General features: G+C 65.4%; 18 protein-coding genes and 1 tRNA gene. 8 read left to right on the top strand and 11 right to left on the bottom strand.

Features of this window, described 5'->3' with window-relative positions; translation table 11 throughout:
• Nucleotides 1–59: 59 nt before the first annotated feature.
• Together GVL12_RS01025 and GVL12_RS01020 are read left to right on the top strand one after the other, a co-directional pair.
• Nucleotides 60–1,007 carry an ATP-binding protein gene (locus GVL12_RS01025; protein ID WP_159910774.1) on the top strand — a complete coding sequence of 316 codons (948 nt, stop codon included), beginning with the start codon at nucleotides 60–62 and terminating at the stop codon, nucleotides 1,005–1,007.
• Nucleotides 1,004–1,465 (top strand): NUDIX domain-containing protein, encoded by a 462-nt coding sequence (locus tag GVL12_RS01020; RefSeq protein ID WP_159910773.1) that lies wholly within the window; start codon nucleotides 1,004–1,006, stop codon nucleotides 1,463–1,465. Before GVL12_RS01025 ends, GVL12_RS01020 begins: the two co-directional genes overlap by 4 nt.
• A 12-nt stretch (nucleotides 1,466–1,477) precedes the next feature.
• Here GVL12_RS01020 and GVL12_RS01015 read toward each other — a convergent pair whose 3' ends face one another.
• The 6 genes from GVL12_RS01015 to pilB all read right to left on the bottom strand — a co-directional run bounded on the left by GVL12_RS01015 (nucleotide 1,478) and on the right by pilB (nucleotide 7,109).
• Nucleotides 1,478–1,705: a DNA gyrase inhibitor YacG gene (locus tag GVL12_RS01015; RefSeq protein ID WP_159910772.1), complete on the bottom strand. Its 228-nt coding sequence runs from the start codon at nucleotides 1,703–1,705 to the stop codon at nucleotides 1,478–1,480.
• Nucleotides 1,706–1,713: 8 nt separating this feature from the next.
• Nucleotides 1,714–2,469 carry a cell division protein ZapD gene (gene zapD / locus GVL12_RS01010; RefSeq protein ID WP_159910771.1) on the bottom strand — a complete coding sequence of 252 codons (756 nt, stop codon included), beginning with the start codon at nucleotides 2,467–2,469 and terminating at the stop codon, nucleotides 1,714–1,716.
• 132 nt (nucleotides 2,470–2,601) lie between these two features.
• Nucleotides 2,602–3,246 (bottom strand): dephospho-CoA kinase, encoded by a 645-nt coding sequence (coaE, locus tag GVL12_RS01005; RefSeq protein WP_159910770.1) that lies wholly within the window; start codon nucleotides 3,244–3,246, stop codon nucleotides 2,602–2,604.
• Nucleotides 3,246–4,127, bottom strand: coding sequence for an A24 family peptidase (locus GVL12_RS01000; protein ID WP_200843403.1), 882 nt, complete (start codon nucleotides 4,125–4,127; stop codon nucleotides 3,246–3,248). The genes coaE and GVL12_RS01000 overlap by 1 nt, the downstream gene beginning before the upstream one ends.
• Complete coding sequence (locus tag GVL12_RS00995) at nucleotides 4,127–5,335, bottom strand: type II secretion system F family protein (RefSeq protein WP_159910768.1); 1,209 nt, start codon at nucleotides 5,333–5,335, stop codon at nucleotides 4,127–4,129. Before GVL12_RS00995 ends, GVL12_RS01000 begins: the two co-directional genes overlap by 1 nt.
• A gap of 28 nt (nucleotides 5,336–5,363) precedes the next feature.
• Entirely contained in the window at nucleotides 5,364–7,109 is a 1,746-nt protein-coding gene (pilB, locus tag GVL12_RS00990) for a type IV-A pilus assembly ATPase PilB (protein ID WP_159910767.1), read from the bottom strand.
• Between the two features lie 251 nt (nucleotides 7,110–7,360).
• On the opposite strand from pilB, the gene GVL12_RS00985 reads away from it, so the two are divergent.
• On the top strand, nucleotides 7,361–8,812 hold the full coding sequence (locus GVL12_RS00985) for a PLP-dependent aminotransferase family protein (RefSeq protein ID WP_235033780.1): 1,452 nt from the start codon (nucleotides 7,361–7,363) through the stop codon (nucleotides 8,810–8,812).
• Nucleotides 8,813–8,827: 15 nt separating this feature from the next.
• Here the strand turns inward: GVL12_RS00985 and GVL12_RS00980 are convergent, their stop codons facing one another.
• Together GVL12_RS00980 and GVL12_RS00975 are read right to left on the bottom strand one after the other, a co-directional pair.
• On the bottom strand, nucleotides 8,828–9,307 hold the full coding sequence (locus GVL12_RS00980; RefSeq protein WP_159910766.1) for a carboxymuconolactone decarboxylase family protein: 480 nt from the start codon (nucleotides 9,305–9,307) through the stop codon (nucleotides 8,828–8,830).
• Between the two features lie 172 nt (nucleotides 9,308–9,479).
• Nucleotides 9,480–9,947: an Lrp/AsnC family transcriptional regulator gene (locus GVL12_RS00975; RefSeq protein ID WP_159910765.1), complete on the bottom strand. Its 468-nt coding sequence runs from the start codon at nucleotides 9,945–9,947 to the stop codon at nucleotides 9,480–9,482.
• Between the two features lie 98 nt (nucleotides 9,948–10,045).
• On the opposite strand from GVL12_RS00975, the gene GVL12_RS00970 reads away from it, so the two are divergent.
• Nucleotides 10,046–12,157: an aminotransferase class V-fold PLP-dependent enzyme gene (locus GVL12_RS00970; RefSeq protein WP_159910764.1), complete on the top strand. Its 2,112-nt coding sequence runs from the start codon at nucleotides 10,046–10,048 to the stop codon at nucleotides 12,155–12,157.
• Nucleotides 12,158–12,222: 65 nt separating this feature from the next.
• Here the strand turns inward: GVL12_RS00970 and GVL12_RS00965 are convergent.
• Nucleotides 12,223–12,299, bottom strand: a tRNA-Pro gene (locus tag GVL12_RS00965).
• A gap of 36 nt (nucleotides 12,300–12,335) precedes the next feature.
• Complete coding sequence (locus GVL12_RS00960) at nucleotides 12,336–13,265, bottom strand: polyprenyl synthetase family protein (RefSeq protein ID WP_159910986.1); 930 nt, start codon at nucleotides 13,263–13,265, stop codon at nucleotides 12,336–12,338.
• A 232-nt stretch (nucleotides 13,266–13,497) separates the two neighbouring features.
• Between GVL12_RS00960 and rplU the strand changes: the two genes are divergently transcribed.
• From rplU to proB, 4 genes are all read left to right on the top strand, one after another.
• On the top strand, nucleotides 13,498–13,809 hold the full coding sequence (rplU, locus tag GVL12_RS00955; RefSeq protein ID WP_159910763.1) for a 50S ribosomal protein L21: 312 nt from the start codon (nucleotides 13,498–13,500) through the stop codon (nucleotides 13,807–13,809).
• 13 nt (nucleotides 13,810–13,822) lie between these two features.
• Nucleotides 13,823–14,080 carry a 50S ribosomal protein L27 gene (rpmA, locus tag GVL12_RS00950; protein ID WP_159910762.1) on the top strand — a complete coding sequence of 86 codons (258 nt, stop codon included), beginning with the start codon at nucleotides 13,823–13,825 and terminating at the stop codon, nucleotides 14,078–14,080.
• Between the two features lie 294 nt (nucleotides 14,081–14,374).
• Complete coding sequence (gene cgtA, locus GVL12_RS00945) at nucleotides 14,375–15,490, top strand: Obg family GTPase CgtA (RefSeq protein WP_159910761.1); 1,116 nt, start codon at nucleotides 14,375–14,377, stop codon at nucleotides 15,488–15,490.
• Nucleotides 15,491–15,594: 104 nt separating this feature from the next.
• Nucleotides 15,595–16,740, top strand: a complete 1,146-nt coding sequence (proB, locus tag GVL12_RS00940) for a glutamate 5-kinase (protein ID WP_159910760.1) — start codon at nucleotides 15,595–15,597, stop codon at nucleotides 16,738–16,740.
• 103 nt (nucleotides 16,741–16,843) lie between these two features.
• Here proB and GVL12_RS00935 read toward each other — a convergent pair whose 3' ends face one another.
• Nucleotides 16,844–17,551 carry an RNA pyrophosphohydrolase gene (locus GVL12_RS00935; RefSeq protein ID WP_368855034.1) on the bottom strand — a complete coding sequence of 236 codons (708 nt, stop codon included), beginning with the start codon at nucleotides 17,549–17,551 and terminating at the stop codon, nucleotides 16,844–16,846.
• Nucleotide 17,552: the final 1 nt, after the last annotated feature.

Raw genomic sequence — 17,552 nt, 5'->3', positions numbered from 1 at the left:
CGGGCCGCGCCGGTAACTAGCGCTGAGCGCACAACTAGCGTAACGATCGAGACAATCTCATGACCCTGCCCGCCGATACCAACCCCCTTGAGCGCCTGGTGGCGCGTGCCGAGCAGCTGATGCAGCGCATCGAAGCCGTGCTGCCCCAGCCGCTGCAATCGCCCCAGGACTGGAGCGAGGCGATTGCCTGGCGCTACCGCAAGCGCGCCAATGGCTGCGGGCTGCTCGAGCCGGTGCGGCATATCGGCGCGATGGCGTTGTCCGATCTGCAGAACATCGACGGGCAAAAGGAAAAGATCGCGCGCAACACCGAGCAGTTCGTGCAGGGCCGCACGGCCAACAACGTGCTGCTCACGGGCGCGCGCGGCACGGGCAAGTCCTCGCTGATCCGCGCCTGCCTGCACGCCTATGCGGCCCAGGGCCTGCGCCTGATCGAAGTCGACAAGCAGGACCTGACCGATCTGCCCGACATCGTCGACGTGGTCGCGGGCCGGCCCGAGAAGTTCATCATCTACTGCGATGACCTGAGCTTCGAGGAAGGCGAGCCCGGCTACAAGGCGCTGAAATCGATTCTCGACGGCTCGGTGTCCGCCGCGAGCCCCAACGTGCTGGTCTACGCGACCAGCAACCGCCGCCACCTGCTGCCCGAATACATGACCGACAACCTGTCGGTGCAGCGCGGCGACGATGGTGAAATCCATCCCGGCGAAGTGATCGAGGAGAAGATCTCGCTGTCGGAACGCTTTGGCCTGTGGGTCAGCTTCTACCCGTTCAGCCAGGACGAATACCTGCGCGTGGTCGCGCAGTGGCTGTCGGCGCTGGGCGTCGATGACGCGGCGATTGCCGCAGCGCGTGCCGAAGCCCTGGTCTGGGCGCTCGAGCGCGGCTCGCGCAGCGGCCGCGTGGCCCACCAGTTCGCGCGCGACTATGCGGGCCGGGAGACGCATGCCGCGGCCACCGCCAGCATCGCCGATGTCAACGATCTTGCCGAGGAAGCCGAGCTGTGACCGAGAATTCCGCACCGCGCAAACACACCGAAGTCGCCGTGGGCGTGCTGATACGCGCCGACGATGCGCTGCTGCTCACATCGCGTCCCGAAGGCAAGCCCTGCGCGGGCTTCTGGGAGTTTCCCGGCGGCAAGCTCGAAGCCGGCGAGACGGTGGAGCAGGCGCTGCGCCGTGAGCTGATCGAGGAGCTGGGCATCACCATCGGCGCGGCCGAAGTGTGGAAAGTCACCGAGCACGACTACCCGCATGCGCTGGTGCGGCTGCATTGGTGCAAGGTGCGCGACTGGCAGGGCAACTTTGAAATGCGTGAAGGCCAGGCCATGGCCTGGCAGCAGCTGCCGCTCGATGTCAAACCCGTGCTGCCCGGCGCGCTGCCGGTACTCGAATGGCTGGCCCAGGAGCGCGGGCTGGACTTCGACGCCGATTACTACACCCGCGACCTGCCCGCGACAGTCTGAGCCTGCGGGCTGTCAGTCTTGCTCTCTAGGGTCGCCGTGCGGCGCGCCTTCGGGCGGAATCGGCGAAGGCACGCGGAACTCTTCATTGGCCCAGGCGCCCAGGTCGATCTGGCGGCAGCGCTCGCTGCAAAACGGGCGCCAGCGGTTCTGCGGTGCGAAGACGCTGGGGCCGCCGCAGGTGGGGCAGCGCACGATCGGGGCGCCCGGCTTGGGGGCGGTGGGCTGGGGGGGATTTGTCATCGGCGTCCTCAAGCGCAGAGTGTTATTTCAAAGTCCGCGTCTTCGGGGCAGGGCTGGAGCTTGCCGTTCGCATCGGCGCGCATCAGCCGCACCGACACCAGCAGCCGGTTGCCGCTGATCTCGGGCACCAGGTCCAGCGCCGGGTCGATGCGCAGGCGCAATAGCTGGAACGTGCGTCCCGTGGGCAGGTTCTGCTGGAACTGGCCGTTCTCGGCGGCCACACGCTGGGGCACGCCGGTGTCGCGCAGCATCTGCATCAGCACGAACAGCGCATCGGCCAGCGGCGTCAGCGCCGCGGTCCAGCCTTCGAGTGCACGCTGGCGCACGTCGCTGTCCTGGTGCTGCCAGGCGTGGTAGGCCGGCAGGTCGAAACCGCAGGTGCCGCCGGGAATGCTGATGCGGCTGCGAATGGCCATCAGCCAGTCGTTTTCCGTGAGGATCTGGCCGGTCTTGCCGTTCTGGGCATTGAGCGCGGCGAAGCACTCGTCCATGCGGACTATGATCTGGTCGAGCAGCTCGGTGGCGATCGACGGGTTGCCGCGGTAGCTGTAGAGCAGGGCTTTTTGCTTGTCGAGGTCCTTGAGCACATCGGCCTTGAGGTCGACCCGGGCCGCGACATCCATGATCTCGAAGATCGTGACCAGCGCGAAATGGTGGTCGGTCGGATAGGGGCGTGCAATCAGTTCGCCAAGACGACGGAACAGGCACTCCAGCCGGAGATAGGTTCTCAGGCGTTCGTTGAAGGGGTATTCGTAGAGGATCACGCTTGCAGGGCTCCTAGGGCCTGTTCACCTTGTTGTTATCGGCGCGAACAGGACAAAACCGCGCCAATCCAGACGCGTAACGACGCCCTGGCAGGCCACCCGGGCCCTGCGGCTTAGGCCAAGCCTGTCCCATCATAGCCCGAACAACGCAGCGATCCGAACCGCTTGCGCGCGCAAACGCTCCAGATCCTGTGTGTCATTGTAAATAATCATATCGGCTGCCGCTCTGCGCGCCTTGCGCGTGGCCTGCGCCGCGAGGATGCGTTCGATGGCTTCGCGCGGCAACTGGTTGCGTTCGATCACGCGGCGGATCTGTGTGGTCTCGCTGCAGTCGACCACCAGCACCTGGTCGAGCTGGCGGCTCCAGCGGCCCGATTCGACGAGCAGGGGAATGTCCAGCACGATCAGCGCGGCGCCGGCCTGCTCGGCCTGGGCGATGCGCTCGGCCGTGGCCTGGCCCACGAGCGGATGGACGATGGCTTCGAGGCGCTGGCGTGCCGACGCATCGGCAAAGGCCAGCGCGCGCATGCGTTCGCGGTGCAGGCCGCCGTCTTCGGCTATCAGTTCCTGGCCGAAGGCCGCGGCGATAGGCGCCATCGCCGCACCGCCCGCGGCCGTGACGCCGCGCGCGATCTGGTCGGCATCGATGTGGATCGCACCCCGGGCGGCGAGCATGGCGGCGACCGTGCTCTTGCCGCTGCCTATGCCGCCGGTCACTCCCAGGCGCGGCGTGCGCCAGCGGGCCGGTGGCAAGACGCGTGCAGAAATGTTGTCCATCACAAGCCCAGCAGGCCCAGAAAGCGCTCGAGCATGCGCTGCGGGCCGAACAGCAGCGCCGCGAAGCCTGCGCCTGCGAGGAACGGGCCGAACGGGATATAGCCGCCTTCGCGCAGCTGGCTGCGAAACTTCATGATCAGGCCGATGATGGCGCCGATGACGGACGCCGCGAGGATGATGGGCACCAGCGCCTGCCAGCCGAACCAGGCACCGAGCGCGGCGAACAGCTTGAAGTCGCCATAGCCCATGCCGTCCTTGCCGGTCGCGAGCTTGAAGCCCCAGAAAACCAGCCACAGCGACAGATAGCCCGCGGCCGCACCCCAGACGGCGTCGGCCAGCGGCACGTCCGTCCAGCGCAGCGCCGCGGCGAGCAGGCCGGCCCAGAGCAGGGGCAGGGTGATGTCGTCGGGCAGCAAGGTGGTGTCCCAGTCGATCAGCGCCAGTGCAAGCAGCGCGGCGCTGAAGCCGCACCAGGCCAGACCCGTCGGGCTCAGGCCCCAGTGGCCCAGGCAGAACGCGAACAGCGCGGCCGTGGCCAACTCGACCAGCGGATAGCGCGCGCTGATGCGCGCCTTGCAGCCTGCGCATTGGCCGCGCAGCGCGAGATAGCTCACGACCGGAATGTTTTCATGCCAGCGGATCGCATGGCCGCAGTGCGGGCAGCGCGAGCGTGGGGCGCTGAGGCTGATGCGTGCGGCGGCAGCCGCCGCAGCAGGCACCTGGCCCGTGGCCAGGGCCTGTTCCTCGGCGTGGTGGCGGCATTCATCGGCCCATTGCTGTTCCATGATCTTCGGCAGCCGGTGGATCACCACGTTCAGAAAGCTGCCGATGAGCAGACCGAGCACGCCGCCCAGGGCGGCATTTTCCCAACCGATGAGCATCAAACCACCTGTCCCAGCTGGAAAATGGGCAGATACATGGCGACCACGATGCCGCCGATGATGACCCCGAGAAATACGATGATGATGGGCTCCATCAGGCTCGACAGCCCCGCGACCATTTCATCGACTTCCTCCTCGTAGAAATCGGCGGCCTTGCCCAGCATGTGGTCGATGGAGCCGGATTCCTCGCCGATCGCGCACATCTGCAGCACCATCGAGGGGAATACATTGGTGGATGTCATCGCCGCCGTGAGGCTGGTGCCGGTCGAGACTTCCTGCTGTATCTTGTCGGTCGCCAACGCATAGACCGCGTTGCCCGAGGCGCCGCCGACCGAATCGAGCGCTTCGACCAGCGGAACGCCGGCGGCGAACATCGTCGACAGGGTGCGCGTCCAGCGCGCGACGCAGGATTTCTCGACCAGCACGCCAAAGATGGGCAGGCGCAGCATGATGCGGTCCATGGCGATCTGTATGCGCGGACTGCGCCGCCAGGCCTGCATGAAGAAGTAGATGCCGCCGCCGATCAGGCCGAAGATCAGCCACCACCATTGCACGAAGACTTCGCTGATCGCCATGACCAGCAGCGTGGGCGCGGGCAGGTCGGCGCCAAACGAGCTGAAGACGTCCTTGAAGGCCGGCACCACGAAGATCATGATCACCGCGATCACGACGAAAGTCACGATGATGACCGCGCTCGGGTACATCAGCGCCGATTTGATCTTGCCCTTGATGGCCTCGGTCTTTTCCATGTAGACCGCGAGCCGGTCGAGCAGGGTTTCGAGAATACCCGCGGATTCGCCGGCTTCGACCAGGTTGCAGTAGAGGCTGTTGAAGTACAGCGGATGCTTGCGAAAGGCCGCGTTCAGCGAGGTGCCGACTTCGACGTCGGCGCGGATGTCGTTGAGCAGCCGGGTCACGCTGGCGTTGGTGTTGCCGCGCCCGACGATGTCGAACGACTGCAGCAGCGGCACGCCGGCCTTCATCATGGTGGCGAGCTGGCGCGTGAACAGCGCAATGTCCTTGGGGCGGATCTTCTTGCCCGAGCGTGTGCGGCGCTTCTTGATCCGTGTCGGGAAGATGCCCTGGCGGCGCAGCGTGGCCTGGACCTGGTTTTCGCCGCCCGCGCGGGTCTCGCCGCGCACGATCTTGCCGTGCCGGTCCTTGCCTTCCCACTCGAAGACAAAATCCTGGATGCCTGCAGTCGCCATGCCGTTCCCTCTCGTGTACTGGGCTGTTCTATTCGTTGGTCACGGCCAGCACTTCTTCTAGCGATGTCAGTCCCTGGCGCGCCTTGTGCAGGCCGGACTCGCGCAGCGAGCGCACGCCTTCGAGCTTGGCCTGGGCGGCGATTTCGAGGGCGCTGCCATCGCGCAGGATGATGCGCTGCATTTCTTCGGTGATCGGCATCACCTGGTAGATGCCGACCCGGCCCTTGTAGCCGTTGTTGCAGGCCTTGCAGCCCACGGCCTTGTAGGTCACCCAGCTGCCGTCGAGCTCGTGCGCGTCATAGCCCGCGTCGAGCAGCGCCTGGTGCGGAATGTCGGCGGGCTGCTTGCATTGCGGGCACAGGCGCCGCGCCAGGCGCTGGGCGGTGATCAGGATCACGCTGGACGCGATGTTGAACGGCGCGATGCCCATGTTGCGCAGGCGCGTCAGCGTGGACGGCGCGTCGTTGGTGTGCAGCGTGGACAGCACCAGGTGACCGGTCTGGGCGGCCTTGATCGAAATGTCGGCGGTCTCGATGTCGCGGATCTCGCCGACCATGATGATGTCGGGGTCCTGGCGCAAGAAGGCCTTGAGTGCGGTTGCAAAGCTCAGGCCGGCCTTTTCGTTGACATTGACCTGGTTGACGCCGGGCAGGTTGATTTCCGAGGGGTCCTCGGCCGTGGCGATGTTGACGCCGGGCTTGTTCAGCAGGTTCAGGCAGGTATAGAGCGAAACCGTCTTGCCCGAGCCCGTGGGGCCGGTGACCAGGATCATGCCGTAGGGGCGGCCGATGGCATGCATCAGCCGTTCGCGCTCCTCGGGCTCGTAGCCGAGCGCATCGATGCCCATCTTGGCACTTTCGGGGTCCAGGATACGGATCACGATCTTTTCGCCGAACAGCGTGGGCAAGGTGCTCACGCGGAAGTCGATCGTGCGGTTGGGGCCGACCTTGAGCTTCATGCGCCCGTCTTGCGGCACGCGCTTCTCGGAGATGTCCAGGCGGGAGATGACCTTGATGCGCGACGCGAGCTTGTCCTTGATGGCGATCGGCGGCGAGGCAATCTCGCGCAGCTCGCCATCCACGCGAAAGCGCACGCGGTAGTTGTGCTCGTAGGGCTCGAAATGCAGGTCGGACGCGCGCATGTGGAAGGCGTCGAGCAGCATCTTGTGCAGGAATTTGACGACCGGTGCGTCCTCGATGTCCGAGGCAGCGGCATTGGCGCTTTCGGTCGCTTCCTCGGCATCCTCGGTCTTGATGTCGTCGAAGTTGAAGTCGCCCGAGGCGGTATAGCTCTGCAGCGATTCGGCCGCGGTCTTGTGCGTGGCTTCGCACAGCTGCACCAGCTTGTCGTACTCGGCAATGATCCAGTCTATCCCCATCTGGGACGTGAACTTGATGCGTTCGGCGGCCTCCTGGTCCGTCGGGTCGGCCGCGGCAATCGTCAGGCGGTTGTTGCGCCGGCTCAATACCACCACGCGGTAGGTCAGGCAGAGCTTCGCGGGCAGCAGCCCCTGCGGCAGCGTGGCGGGGTCGACGGCGTCAAGATCGAGCAGCGGCGCGCCGAATACCGCGGACAGCGTATGGGCCAGATCGGAGGGGGTGACGGTGCCCGAGCCTATGAGCTCGGCGATGAAACTGGTGCGTGCAGTCTGGGACTTCTGGTGCAGCGCTTCGGCGATCTCGGTCGTGATGGTGCCCGCAGAAATCAGTGCGCGACCCAGTCCGGGAAGCGCCTTGCTGGATGTTGACGAAGTGACAGAGTCAGCAGCAGGCATGGAGCAGGAGGTTGGAGGCGAAAGTGAATTTTCCCTATCATCCCTCATTCGCGGCGGGCTGCATAGCTGCGCGGCAAATTTTGCCCTGGCATGCGCCCAGGCATCCAGTGCAGGGGGCCGGCCCAGGCCAAATCGGGGCGCAGCGCACTGTCCCGTCCGGCGCAGAACGCTGGGCATGGTGGGGACGGGGCAGGGCTGCCCCGGACGCTCCAGGTCGCATGCCACAATGCCCCGCGCACAAGACCGTGCCTATGAACTGGACCATGACGCCTGCGATTTCATCGGATGCCTTCGCGCCGCTGGCCGGGGAAAGCAGCACGCCTTTGTACCGTCAGCTGTATGACCGGGTGCGTGCGTCCATTGCGGCCGGTGACCTGGCACCGGGGGACCGTGTTCCCTCGGCGCGCGCGCTGGCCAAGGAGCTGGGTGTCGCGCGCGGCACGATCGAGCTGGCGTACGAACTGCTCGCATCCGAAGGCTATCTGCTGGCGCGCGGCCAGGCGGGCACGGTCATCCATCCGGCGCTGCAACCCGCCGCGGCGCCGGATTCGCGGCCCGTCGCGCCGCCAGGCGAACGCGCGGCCCCTGCACCGGACACGCTATGGCGGCCCGCACAACTCCTGCCTTTCCAGATGGGCGTGCCGGCAATGGATGCGTTTCCGCGCAAGATCTGGGCGCGGCTGGGCGCGCGCTACCTGCGCGGCATGCAGACCGCGGACCTCGATTACCCGCCGCCGCACGGCTTGCCGGCCTTGCGCAGCGCGATCGCCTCGTACCTGCAGGTCGCGCGCGGCATCGATTGCGGCGCCCACCAGGTGTTCGTCACCACCGGCTACCGCGCCAGCCTGCAGCTGGTCGCGCTGGCGTTGATGCAGCCGGGAGACCGTGCCTGGGTCGAGGACCCCGGCTACCCGCCCACGCGCCAGCTGCTGCGCGAGTCGGGTCTGTTGCCGGTGCCTGTGCCCGTCGATGACTGCGGCCTGGCCGTGGAGCGCGGCATCGCGCTGGCGCCCGACGCGCGCCTGGCCGTCGTCACGCCAGCGCATCAAAGCCCGCTGTCGATGTCGCTGTCGCTGCCGCGCCGGCACGCGCTGCTCGAATGGGCCACGGCGCGCAATGCCTGGGTGGTCGAGGACGATTACGACGGCGAGTTCCGCTATGCGGGTCGGCCGCTGCCCGCCCTGGCCAGCCTGGACCGGCATGGTCGCGTGCTGTATGCGGGCAGCTTCAGCAAGGTGCTGTTCCCCGGAATACGGCTGGCTTATCTGGTCGTTCCGCAGGCGCAGGTGGCTGCGTTCGAGCGGGTGGGGCGCATCTTCTTTGCCGCCGCGACGCCGGCCATTACGCAAGCCATCGTCGCGGAGTTCATGGCCGAAGGGCATTTCTCGCGCCACATCCAGCGCATGCGCAAGCTCTATGCCGAGCGCCGCATGGCGACCATTGCCGCGCTGGAGCGCGGCTTGCAGGGCCGGCTGCGCACCGAGCCGCAGCCCGGTGGCATGCATCTGGTGCTGCGCCTGCCCGGCGAACGCAGCGACCAGCCCCTGGCCGAGAAGCTGCTCGCCAGCGGAATGGCCGTGCAGGCGATGTCGTGCTGGTGGGCATCGCAGCGCACGGAATCGGCCCTGCTGCTGAGCTTCACCAACTGCACGACCGCCACGCAGGCCGAACGCCTGGGCATTCTGATCCGGCAGTCCCTCTGACGGGCCGCGTCCGGCTCAGGACAGCCCGGACTTGTCGAGGCCGTAGAGCTTGTCGGCCGAACCCGGCACGGCGCGAAACGCCACGCTCAACCGGTTCCAGCCGTTGATGGCGACGATCAGGAACGACAGGTCGGCAAGCTCCTCGTCTGTGAGTTCGGCGCGCACGCTGTCGAAGATCGCATCGGAGACACCATGCGCGCCCAGCTGGGTCAGGGCCTCGGTCCATTCGAGGATGGCGCGTTCCTTGGTGCTGAACAGCGTCGACTCGCGCCAGACGGTGACATGGTGCAGGCGCAATTCGCGCTCGCCGTGGATCCTGGCTTCCTTGACATGCATGTCCACGCAGAAAGCGCAGCCGTTGAGCTGCGAAGCGCGCAGCGTGACCAGATGTCCGTGCTGGGCAAGAAACGGCTTGTTGTGCAGCAGGTGGTTGAATTCGACGTACTTCCTGGCGGCATCGGGGGAAGATTTGTAGTAGTCGAGGCGTTGGCTCATGGTCGCTCCAATCGATAGGGCAGGTGGCGGATTCCTGTCACCGGGATGCGCCAGCAAGGCGCTGGCGGTAGTCATCCCGGCCACTCGGTTGGCGCAATTGTGGCGGCGCAATGGCCTGGTCCGTGAGGGCCATGAATGGTGTTTTTGACTGGGCCATGTTGCCTGCGCGGCCTCAGCGCACGTAGGTCAGCGGCAGCGCCGTGGTGAACTTGATTTCCTCCATGGCAAAGCTCGAGGACACGTCCAGCAGCTGGGTGCCGGCAATCAGGCGCTTGTAGACCTTGTCGTAGGCCGCGATGTCGGGCACCACCACGCGCAGCAGGTAATCGACATCGCCGCTCATGCGGTAGAGCTCGACCACTTCGGTGATGGACTGGACCGTGGCGTGAAATTGATCGAACCACTCCTGGCTGTGGGTGCTGGTGCGCACGGCGACAAACACCGTGACGCTGACGTTGGCGTGATTGCGGTCCAGCAGCGCCACATTGCGCGTGATCACGCCGGCCTCCTTGAGGCGCTGTATGCGCCGCCAGCAGGAGGTCTGCGACAGGCCCAGCTCGGTGGCTAGATCCGCCACCGGGATATCGGCGTTTTGCTGGAGTTTTTCCAGCAGCCTGCAGTCAATGGCATCTATTTTCATATTTTCATTGTGAAGTGAAATTTCATATCGGAAATTCGCGAAATAGAGCGGTATTTTGCAAGACCAATACGGGGCGTGTGGTGGAAAATTTTCCCTCTATGGAAATCTATCTTGACGCGAACGCCACCACGGCGGTCTTTCCCCCCGCCCGGCAGGCCGCGCTGGCCGTCATGGCCGACAGCTTCGGCAATCCCAGCAGCATCCATGGCAGCGGCCTCAAGGCGCGCGCCGTGGTCGAACAGGTGCGAGCCAGCGCGCGGCGCGTGCTGGGTGCACCGTCCGGGCAGCTGTTTTTCACCAGCGGCGCCACCGAAGGCATCCAGACCAGCGTGCTGTCGGCGCTGTGCGAACTGCGCCGCCGGCGAGACGCCGGCGAGCCCGCGGCCCAGGTGCTGCTCTATGGCGCGACCGAGCACAAGGCCGTGCCCCAGGCGCTGCACCACTGGAATGCGCTGCTGGGGCTGAACCTGCCTGTCCTGACCATCCCGGTGGATCGCACGGGCCGCCATGACCTCGCCTGGCTGCGCCAGCACGCAGCGACGGCGGGACTGGTCTGTACCATGGCCGCGAACAACGAGACCGGTGTCATCAGCGACCTCGACGCCATTGCCGAGATAGTGGGCGGCAGTCCTGCGCTGTGGCTGGTCGACGGGGTGCAGGCCCTGGGCAAGCTGCCGTTGAAGCTGGTCGAGCGGCGCATCGATTACGCGCCATTTTCCGGGCACAAGTTCTATGCGCCCAAGGGCATTGGCCTGCTCTACGTACGCGCGGGCGCTCCTTTCACGCCGCTGCTGACGGGTGGCGGGCAGGAGGACGGGCTGCGCGGCGGCACGGAGAACATCGCGGGAATCGCTGCGCTGGGCGCGGTCCTGCAGGCCTGGGAAGCCGGGGATGTATTCCAGGCGCCCGCGGCACTGGCCGCGCATCGTGCCCAATTGGTTGCGGCCTTGCGCGCGGCATTTCCCGGGCTGGTATTCAATGCCGGCGATGCGCCGAGCCTGCCGACCACCTTGAACTTTGCGGTGCGCGGAGTCAGCTCCAGGCTGCTGCTGGACCTGTTCGATGCCGCCGACCTGCGCGTCAGCGGCGGCTCGGCCTGCAGCGCCGCCAGGGCCGAGCCCAGCTATGTGCTGCAGGCCATGGGCCTGGACGAATGGCAGACCCAGGCGGCGGTGCGCCTGTCCTTTGGCGCGTTGGACAGTCCGGAATTCATTGCCGCGGCCTGCGCGCGTCTGCAGCGCTGCGGCGAGGTCCTGCGCGCGCGCGGCTTGAGCACGGTGGCGCCAGCCAAGGCCTATGCGCCGCCCCTGGTCACGCGCCTGCTGCATGGCAGCGCCTGCAGCTATCTACTGGCCGATGGCGACAGCGGCGAATGCATCGTCATTGATCCCGTCATGGAGCTGGTCGAGCCCATCACCCGCTGGCTGGGTGGCCAGCAGCTGGCCTTGCGCGCAGTGCTGGGCACGGGCGACGGGACGGCGGCGGCTGCGCGGCAACTGCGAGAAGCCACCGGCTCTGGCCGCGAAGCGGCTGTGGATGCACAGGGCTGGCCGGCGGATGCCGTGCGGCTGGCGCTGGGAGCGCATGAACTGCTGCGCCTGCCGGGCGTGCCGGATGGCCGGGCTGCCTGGGGCCTGCGCCTGGGCGCAAAGCTGCGCTACGCGCTGGTCGGCGACCTGCTGGATGTGGAGCCGTGCGCCGGCGTGACCTGGCTGGACGATTGGCAGGCGCATGGGGCCAGCCCAGAAACCTTGTTGCTGCCGCGCCATGATGCGCACGGGCTGTTTGCGACGACCTTGGCGTCGGCAGGCAATGCACGGCCGCTCGCGGGTGGCGTTGCTGAAAACACCGAGGTTGCGCTGGACCGGCCGGCGCTGGCCCGGCTGCAGACGGATGTGCTGTGGGTGGATGTGCGCGAAGCCTATGAGCGCGATGTCCAGGTGGACAGCCGGCTGATCCAGGGTTCGCAGTCCGTGCCCTTGTCGGGGTTTGTCTCGGCCCTGCCCCAGTGGCTGGAGCTGGCGCCGCAGGTGGCCGTGGTGTTCTATTGCCGCAGCGGCAACCGCAGCGCCCAGGCAGCGCGCGCGCTGCGCCGCCTCGGGCATATGTCCGCCTGGAGCCTGGCGGGAGGGCTGGCAATGGGGGCCGAGCCCTTGCTGGCACGCGTGGCTGAATCCGTGGCGCACGACTGTCCTGCCGCGGCGCGCTGAATTTCGATAGCTTCAATGCAAAAAGCCCAAGTGATTCAATCACTTGGGCTTTTTGCATGAAATCCTGGTCGGGGTGAGAGGATTCGAACCTCCGGCCTCTACGTCCCGAACGTAGCGCTCTACCAGGCTAAGCTACACCCCGATGCAGTTCTTTTCAGGCGCAAAACCGACAAGGGTTTCAGGTGCGTCTGTCCAGAAGCTGAGCCGCCAATTGTAGCAAATTTGCGGTGTGCAAATTGTCCGGAAGCTGGTTTAAGGCATCAATTGCCCGCTGGGCTTCGGCGTGGGCTGCAGCGCGGGCCACATCGAGCGCGCCCGTGGCCTGCACGATGGAGATCACGGCGGCCAGCTGTTCGGTCGAGCCCTGCTCGATGGCCTGGCGCACGACCGCGGCTTTCTCGGGCGTGGCGCGCTGCATCGCGGCGATCAGCGGCAGCGTGCATTTGCCTTCGCGCAGATCGTCGCCGAGGTTCTTGCCCATCTCGGCGGTGTCGCCGGTGTAGTCCAGCACATCGTCGATGATCTGGAACGCCGTGCCCAGCGCCTGGCCATAGATGGCGCAGGCCTCTTCGACGGCCGGGCTGCTGCCCGCGAGCACGGCGCCGAGCTGGGCGCTGGCTTCGAACAGCTTCGCGGTCTTGGAGCGTATCACCTGCAGGTAGCCTTCTTCGTCGAGTGAGGCGTCGTGCATGTTCATCAGCTGCTGGACTTCGCCTTCGGCAATGATGTTGGTTGCGTCCGAGAGGATCTGCAGCACGCGCGTGCTGCCGGCCGCGACCATCATCTGGAACGAGCGCGTGTGCAGGAAGTCGCCGACCAGCACGCTGGCCGGATTGCCGAACGCTTCGTTGGCCGTGGCGCGGCCGCGGCGCATGGTCGATTCATCGACCACGTCGTCGTGCAGCAGCGTCGCGGTGTGGATCAGCTCGACCACGGCCGCGAGGTTGAAGCGCTGGCTTCCCTCGTAGCCCAGGGCCTTGCAGATCATCAGCAGCAGCGCCGGGCGCAGCCGCTTGCCGCCGGCGGCAATGATGTACTGGGAAATCTGGGAGATCAGCGGAACACTGGTGTGCAGGCGGTCGGCAATGACGCTGTCCACCTCGCGCATGTCGTTGGCGATCAGGGAAAGGGGATTGTGGGGGGTGATAGCTGTGGTCAAGATGGTGGCCGCCATGTGAGCCTTGGATTATAGGAACTGTCGGCCGGAAGTGACTACAGTTGGCGTGGGCCATGGCAAGCGATCTGCACGGGCAAGCCGGATGCACGAGAAATTCTGCCATGGTACAATCGCCGGCTCTGCGGAAATTCGTCTGCAGAACTCTCAATTTAAGAGGTCATACATGTACGCGGTCATAAAAACCGGCGGCAAGCAGTATCGCGTTGCTTCCGGCGAAAAAATCAAAGTAGAACAGATTGCTGCGGACGTAGGCCAGGAAATTGTGATCGACCAGGTTTTGGCAGTCGGCAACGGCGCTGAACTCAAGGTTGGCACACCCCTGGTGTCCGGCGCAACTGTGAAGGCAACTGTGGTTGCTCACGGCAAACACGACAAAGTGCACATCTTCAAGATGCGCCGTCGTAAGCACTATCAGAAGCGTCAGGGTCACCGTCAACAGTTCACCGAACTGCAGATCGTGGCAATCGTTGCTTAATAGGAGCTGAGTCATGGCACAGAAAAAAGGCGGCGGCTCTACGCGAAACGGGCGCGATTCCAAGCCCAAGATGCTCGGCGTGAAGGCTTTCGGCGGTGAGTTGATCACGGCTGGTTCCATCATCGTTCGCCAGCGCGGCACCAAGTTCCACCCCGGCGACAACGTCGGCGTGGGCAAGGACCACACGCTGTTTGCCTTGGTCGAGGGCCACGTGTCCTTCTCCACCAAGGGCGCACTGTCCAAGCACATGGTCAATGTGACGCCTGCTTAAGGTTTGTCACTTCGACACGCAGCGAAGCCCCGACCTGTCGGGGCTTTGCTGTTTAGAGCGGCTATCAAAACCCTTGAGGCGTCGTTGCGTTGCCTTGTCGTGCTACTTGCACTGCCTACGGCACCGCGCCTAGCCTCAACCGCAAATCTGAAGATTTGCTGGGTTTTGTTAGCCGCTTTCAAGGGGTATTCTTCCCCTTTTAGTGCCCCGTTCCCCGGGGCCTTATGCTTTTGCGCGGGGCGGGCTACGCAGCACGCTGCCCGAAAGCACACTGTTTTGTAAACTGGATGCCTCATGAAGTTCGTCGATGAAGCTTATATTGACATTGCTGCCGGTGACGGCGGCAATGGCTGCGTCTCGTTCCGACACGAGAAGTACAAGGAATTCGGCGGCCCCAATGGGGGAGACGGCGGCCGCGGCGGCCACGTCTTCGCGGTAGCGGATTCCAACCTGAATACCCTGGTCGATTTCCGTTATGCGCGCCGCCATGAAGCCAAGCGCGGCGAGCACGGCATGGGTTCGGACATGTTCGGCGCTGCCGGCACCGACATCACCTTGCGCGTGCCCGTGGGAACGATCTTCTCCGACCAGGAAACCGGCGAAGTGCTGTACGAGCTGCTGACACCGGGCGAAGTCGTGACCATCGCCAAGGGCGGTGACGGCGGCTTTGGCAACATGCGCTTCAAGAGCGCGATCAACCGCGCGCCGCGCCAGAAGACGCCGGGCTGGCCCGGTGAGCGCAAGAGCCTCAAGCTCGAGCTCAAGGTGCTGGCCGACGTGGGCCTGCTGGGCATGCCCAATGCAGGCAAGTCGACGCTGATCACGGCCGTGTCCAACGCACGCCCCAAGATCGCCGACTATCCGTTCACCACGTTGCACCCCAACCTGGGTGTGGTGCGCGTCGGACCCGAGCAAAGCTTTGTGATCGCCGACATTCCGGGCCTGATCGAAGGCGCGTCCGAAGGCGCGGGCCTGGGCCATCTGTTCCTGCGCCATCTGCAGCGCACCCGTTTGCTGCTGCACGTGGTCGACATGGCGCCGTTTGACGATGCCGTGGATCCCGTCGCCCAGGCCAAGGCGATTGTGGGCGAGCTCAAGAAGTACGATGCCGCGCTCTACGACAAGCCGCGCTGGCTGGTGCTCAACAAGCTCGACATGGTGCCGGCCGAGGAACGTGCCGCGCGCGTCAAGGACTTCGTCAAGCGCTTCAAGTGGAAGGGGCCGGTGTTCGAGATTTCGGCGCTGACGCGCGAAGGCTGCGAGCCGCTGATCAAGACCATCTTCCAGCATGTCCAGACGCAGCAGCGCGCCGAGAACACGCCCGAGGAAATCGATCTGCGCTTCGTCGGCGATGCGCCGGCGGAAGTCGATCCGCGCGATCCGCGCTTTGCGGGCGATGACGCGCAATGAGAGTGCCGGGCGGGCCGCAAGGCCTGCCGGGGGAGGGGCCTGAGGGCCATCGACTGACCAGCGCCTGTGGCCTGCAGGGCAGGCGCTCAAGAACAATCTGAACCATGGCTTCCAGTGTTTTGCGTGACGCGCGTCGTATCGTCGTGAAAGTGGGCTCCAGCCTCGTGACCAACGAAGGCCGGGGCCTGGATGAAGAGGCGATCGCGCAGTGGAGCCAGCAGCTCGCTGCCCTGGTGCGCGGCGACGCCGATGGCGTGCGCCGCGAAGTGGTCATGGTCTCCAGCGGCGCGATTGCCGAAGGCATGAAGCGCCTGGGCTGGAAAACGCGTCCCAGGCAGGTGCATGAACTGCAGGCGGCCGCGGCCGTGGGCCAGATGGGCCTGGTTCAGATGTACGAAACCAAGCTGCGCGAGCAGGGCGTGGGCAGTGCCCAGGTGTTGCTGACCCATGCCGACCTCGCCGACCGCGAGCGCTACCTCAATGCGCGCACCACCCTGCTGACGCTGCTGAACCTGGGCGTGGTGCCGGTCATCAACGAAAACGACACCGTCGTCAACGACGAAATCAAGTTCGGCGACAACGACACGCTGGGCGCGCTGGTCGCGAATCTGGTCGACGCCGACGCGCTGGTGATCCTGACCGACCAGAAAGGCCTGTACACGGCCGATCCGCGCAAGAACCCGGATGCGCGCTTCGTCGACGAAGCGCAGGCGGGAGACCCGGCCCTCGAAGCCATGGCCGGCGGCGCGGGCTCGAGCATAGGCAGCGGCGGAATGATCACCAAGATCCTTGCCGCCAAGCGCGCCGCGGGCTCGGGCGCGTCGACCGTGATTGCCTGGGGGCGCGAGCCGAATGTGCTGGGCCGGCTGGTCGCGGGCGAGGCCATTGGCAGCCTGCTGCTGGCGCAGACGCCGAAAAAGCAGGCGCGCAAGCAATGGATCGCCGACCATCTGCAGCTCAGGGGCGCGGTCAGCGTCGACCAGGGCGCGGCCGACAAGCTGCAGGAGGAAGGCAAAAGCCTGCTGCCCATAGGCATGACGGGCGTCGAAGGCACTTTCTCTCGCGGCGATGTGATTGCGGTGCGCAATCCGCAGGGCCGGGAGATTGCCCGTGGTCTGGCCAACTATGCCAGTGCCGAAGCGCGCTTGCTGTGCCGCAAGAGCTCGTCGGAATTCGAGCGACTGCTGGGTTACAGCGCTGAATCCGAAATGATCCACCGAGACAATATGATTGTTAACGGCACCCCCTGAGCCGCTGACGCGGCTTCCCCCTCTCAACCTTCGGTGGAGGGGGACGGCAGCTTCGGTGCGGGGCGGCCCTTCCTCGCTGCCCCCATGCTGGGCCGCGCCGGTTTCAGGAATGCTTGCGCTGGCTGGCCGCGGTCAGATCGGTCTGAGGATCGGGATCGAAGCTCGCGCCAGGCGGCAATTCAAGCCCCGGATGCAGCAGGCCCAGCGTGGTGCGCGAGGGCTGTGAGGTCATCGGCAGGACGCCACCATCCTGCTCCCGGTTGCGCATGCCGCTGCGCAGGTAGCGATTGCGCTGTTCCTGCCGGGGCAGGTAGCGTGCGAGTTCGGTGAGCGCCATTTCATAGACGCCGCGCTTGAATTCGACCACTACCTCCAGCGGAACCCAGTAATCATTCCAGCGCCAGGCATCGAATTCCGGATGGTCTGTGGCCCTGAGGTTCAGATCCCAATCGTGGCCCATCAATTGCAGCAAATACCAGATCTGCTTTTGGCCTCTGTAATGCCCGCGCGCGTCGCGTCGGATATACCGGTCTGGCACCTCGTAGCGCAACCAGTCCCGGGTTCGGGCGACCACGCGAACGTGGTCGGGCTTCAGACCCACCTCTTCGTGCAGTTCGCGGAACATGGCCTGCTCAGGAGATTCCCCCCGGTCAATGCCGCCCTGCGGGAACTGCCAGCTGTGGGTGCGGATGCGTTTTCCCCAGAACACCTGGTTTTTATGGTTGAGCAGGATGATGCCGACGTTCGGGCGAAATCCGTCCCGGTCAAGCATAATCGAACCCCAATTTTTTGAATTGCGTCCATTATGCATG

The organism is Pantoea sp. 18069, assembly GCF_902706035.1.
Taxonomy (GTDB): Bacteria; Pseudomonadota; Gammaproteobacteria; order Burkholderiales; family Burkholderiaceae_C; genus Comamonas.
Note: the sequence above shows the minus strand (reverse complement) of the source record. Positions and strands in the feature narration are given on the sequence as shown.

Bases quoted from the DNA above. Each gene is read 5' to 3' on its own strand.
- rpmA (WP_159910762.1), top strand. From the start codon at position 13,823: ATGGCACAGAAAAAAGGCGGCGGCTCTACGCGAAACGGGCGCGATTCC.
- GVL12_RS00960 (WP_159910986.1), bottom strand. From the start codon at position 13,265: ATGCGCGAGGTGGACAGCGTCATTGCCGACCGCCTGCACACCAGTGTT.
- coaE (WP_159910770.1), bottom strand. From the start codon at position 3,246: ATGGACAACATTTCTGCACGCGTCTTGCCACCGGCCCGCTGGCGCACG.
- GVL12_RS00935 (WP_368855034.1), bottom strand. From the start codon at position 17,551: ATGCATAATGGACGCAATTCAAAAAATTGGGGTTCGATTATGCTTGAC.
- GVL12_RS00970 (WP_159910764.1), top strand. From the start codon at position 10,046: ATGGAAATCTATCTTGACGCGAACGCCACCACGGCGGTCTTTCCCCCC.
- proB (WP_159910760.1), top strand. From the start codon at position 15,595: ATGGCTTCCAGTGTTTTGCGTGACGCGCGTCGTATCGTCGTGAAAGTG.
- pilB (WP_159910767.1), bottom strand. From the start codon at position 7,109: ATGCCTGCTGCTGACTCTGTCACTTCGTCAACATCCAGCAAGGCGCTT.
- GVL12_RS01025 (WP_159910774.1), top strand. From the start codon at position 60: ATGACCCTGCCCGCCGATACCAACCCCCTTGAGCGCCTGGTGGCGCGT.
- GVL12_RS00985 (WP_235033780.1), top strand. From the start codon at position 7,361: ATGAACTGGACCATGACGCCTGCGATTTCATCGGATGCCTTCGCGCCG.
- GVL12_RS01015 (WP_159910772.1), bottom strand. From the start codon at position 1,705: ATGACAAATCCCCCCCAGCCCACCGCCCCCAAGCCGGGCGCCCCGATC.
- GVL12_RS00995 (WP_159910768.1), bottom strand. From the start codon at position 5,335: ATGGCGACTGCAGGCATCCAGGATTTTGTCTTCGAGTGGGAAGGCAAG.
- cgtA (WP_159910761.1), top strand. From the start codon at position 14,375: ATGAAGTTCGTCGATGAAGCTTATATTGACATTGCTGCCGGTGACGGC.
- GVL12_RS00975 (WP_159910765.1), bottom strand. From the start codon at position 9,947: ATGAAAATAGATGCCATTGACTGCAGGCTGCTGGAAAAACTCCAGCAA.
- rplU (WP_159910763.1), top strand. From the start codon at position 13,498: ATGTACGCGGTCATAAAAACCGGCGGCAAGCAGTATCGCGTTGCTTCC.
- GVL12_RS00980 (WP_159910766.1), bottom strand. From the start codon at position 9,307: ATGAGCCAACGCCTCGACTACTACAAATCTTCCCCCGATGCCGCCAGG.
- GVL12_RS01000 (WP_200843403.1), bottom strand. From the start codon at position 4,127: ATGCTCATCGGTTGGGAAAATGCCGCCCTGGGCGGCGTGCTCGGTCTG.